This is a genomic window from Rhodococcus sp. 06-1460-1B, from assembly GCF_002258475.1.
Lineage (GTDB): Bacteria > Actinomycetota > Actinomycetes > Mycobacteriales > Mycobacteriaceae > Rhodococcoides > Rhodococcoides fascians.
Genome location: NZ_NOYS01000024.1, coordinates 1 through 2,388, shown reverse-complemented (window position 1 = coordinate 2,388; position 2,388 = coordinate 1). Strand labels below are relative to the sequence as shown.

Annotated in this window: 2 protein-coding genes; both read right to left on the bottom strand. The window is 62.6% G+C overall.

What is annotated here, in order from left to right; translation table 11 throughout:
• Window positions 1-64: 64 nt before the first annotated feature.
• Window positions 65-838, bottom strand: coding sequence for an IS21-like element helper ATPase IstB (gene istB / locus CH268_RS13175; protein ID WP_032385531.1), 774 nt, complete (start codon window positions 836-838; stop codon window positions 65-67).
• Between the two features lie 46 nt (window positions 839-884).
• Window positions 885-2,219: an IS21 family transposase gene (gene istA, locus CH268_RS13170; RefSeq protein ID WP_008720775.1), complete on the bottom strand. Its 1,335-nt coding sequence runs from the start codon at window positions 2,217-2,219 to the stop codon at window positions 885-887.
• Between the last annotated feature and the right edge of the window lie 169 nt (window positions 2,220-2,388).

The following is a 2,388-nucleotide window of genomic DNA, read 5'->3' as shown; positions in this document are numbered from 1 at the left end:
GATATCGGTGGACGACCTCACGTGTCGGTCTGTGTACGACCTGACGTGTCGGTGTCCGGCAGGTTCATGATGCCGGTGCCTCCACTGGTGTGACAAGCCCTTGCCGGTCTTTGAGCCGGTAGCTGGGGCCGTTGATGGCCAGGACGTCGCAGTGATGAAGGAGTCGGTCGAGGATCGCGGTGGCGAGGACGTCGTCGCCGAGGACGGTTCCCCATTCGGTGAAATGCTTGTTGCTTGTGATGATCGTGGAGCCCTTCTCGTATCTGCGGCTGATCAGCTGGAAGAACATGTTGGCTTCGTCGCGGTCGAGGGCGAGGTATCCGACCTCGTCTATGACCAGCAGAGATGGGCGCATGAGGTTCGCGAGTTGCCGGGGGAGCCGGTTTGCTGCGTCGGCGGCTTTGAGCTTTCGAACGAGGTCGTCGAGGGTGGTGAAGTAGATCGACTTTCCGGCTTGGCAGGCAGCGACCGCCAGCCCGATCGCGATATGCGTTTTCCCTACTCCCGGTGGTCCAAGTATCGCGATGTTCCCTGCGCCGGTGAGGAATTCGAGGGTGGCAAGGTCTCGGATGCGGCGCGGTTCGAGTCCGGGTTGGAAGGTGTAGTCGAAGTCGTCGAGGGTTTTGTGATGGGGAAGCCCGGAGAGTTTGAGGGCGTTGCGGAACCGCCGGGATTCTCGGACTGCGACTTCTTCGGCGAGGAGGTGGTCGACGAAGTCGAGGTATCCCATCTGCGCGGAATCTGCGCGGGCGGCGGATTCGGTGACCGATTCGGCGGTGTGACCGAGGCCGAGCCGGAGGGCGTTGTCGATGATCCGTTGGGTGGTCAGTGAACTCATGAACGGTGTCCTGTCGTGGAAGATGCTGTGGGATAGTGGTTCACGGTCAGACGGCGTAGGCGGACAGTGGTCGATGTTCGACGTGGACGTGTCCGACGAGTGAGATGACTTTGGCGGTCAACGGGTCGCCTGCGTCGACCGAAGGTGACGGTGTGCCCTCCGCGGGGTTTGTATCGACGCGTCCGTCGGTGGTGGCACGGGTGTGACCGTCGGGCAGTGACGCCCAGTGCGCCTGGTCGACGACCCAGGCGCCGCGGACCTGCGAGCGAGCGTGGACGGCCAGGACGGTACCGCCGGCACTGTCGAGGGTGGCGATGGCGATGTTGTCGGCACCGGCGCGTACCTGTACTCGTTGACCTGCCCGGACGCGGTCGGCGGGTACGGAGTAGAGCGATGCCTCGAACGAGATCAGCGCGTCGTTTCCGATGCGCCGTAGGTGGGCTTCGGCGACAAGATACGGCTCGGCCGGGGCAGGACGTAGCGCCGCGTGATCGACGACGGCGCGGGTCCCGATGACCTCACGGTGAGTACGGTGCACCTGAGTCCGGCGGATCGGAACCCAGTCCATGAAGGTGCGGTCGGTGCTAGCGAGATCGGTGAACGTGCGACCGGCCAGGACGTGATCCCGAACGATCTTCACTTGCCGTTCTACACGGCCTTTGCCGGTGGGCCGGTACGCGGCGAGGACGTCGATGTCGAAGCCGTAGTGCCCGGAGAATGCGACGGCTGCTGGATGCAACGGGACAGCATGTCCGGGACGGACATGTTTGCGGACAATGGTTTTGGTGCGGTCGTAGACGATCGAACCCGGGACGCCACCGAAGTGCGCGAAGGCTCGGATGTGGCTGCCCCAGAACGCGGCGGCGTCCATCGAGTGGGTGTAGCAGCAGAATGGGTCACGGGAGAACGAGAGGACCATGTGGAAGGAGTAGACCTTGCGTCCGGTGCCGAAGAGATCGCCTTCATCGCCCCAGTCGACTTGTGCTTGGGCGCCGGGGATGGTTTCGAATCGGCGGTGTAGATTGCCGAGCCCGGATTCTTCTGCGCCGAGTTCGTCTCGGATGATGGGTCTGGCTGTGCTGCAATAGATTTTGACTCGTTGGTAGTTCACGGTCACGGACTTTTCGTTGGTGAGGCGTTCGTGGATGACCGAGGCTGCGATGGTGATGTCGGCGCGGAGCATCTCTTCGATCAGTGCGGCGATGTCGTCGGTGATCGCTCGGGGTTGTGTTCCTGCTCTCGAGGTTCCCTGCGGTGGATGCGTGGGTGCATCGTCGGCGAGGTATCGGCGGACAGTGCGCCAATCGCAGCCGCATTCGCGGGCGATGTCGGCATAGGTCGCGCCGGCCTCGTGCAGGGCTTTGAAACGTCGGATGTTCATCCAAGACTCTCCATCTAGGATCATGGCAAGGGCCACCCTTCGGGTTCGTCAACTTTGGCGGTAGACGATTCGAAGGGTGGCCCTTGTCGTGGGCGAGTTACGACAGGACTCGCCGAGCACCTACATATGAGGTTGTACGGGGACCATCACGTGAGGGTGTACACCGATA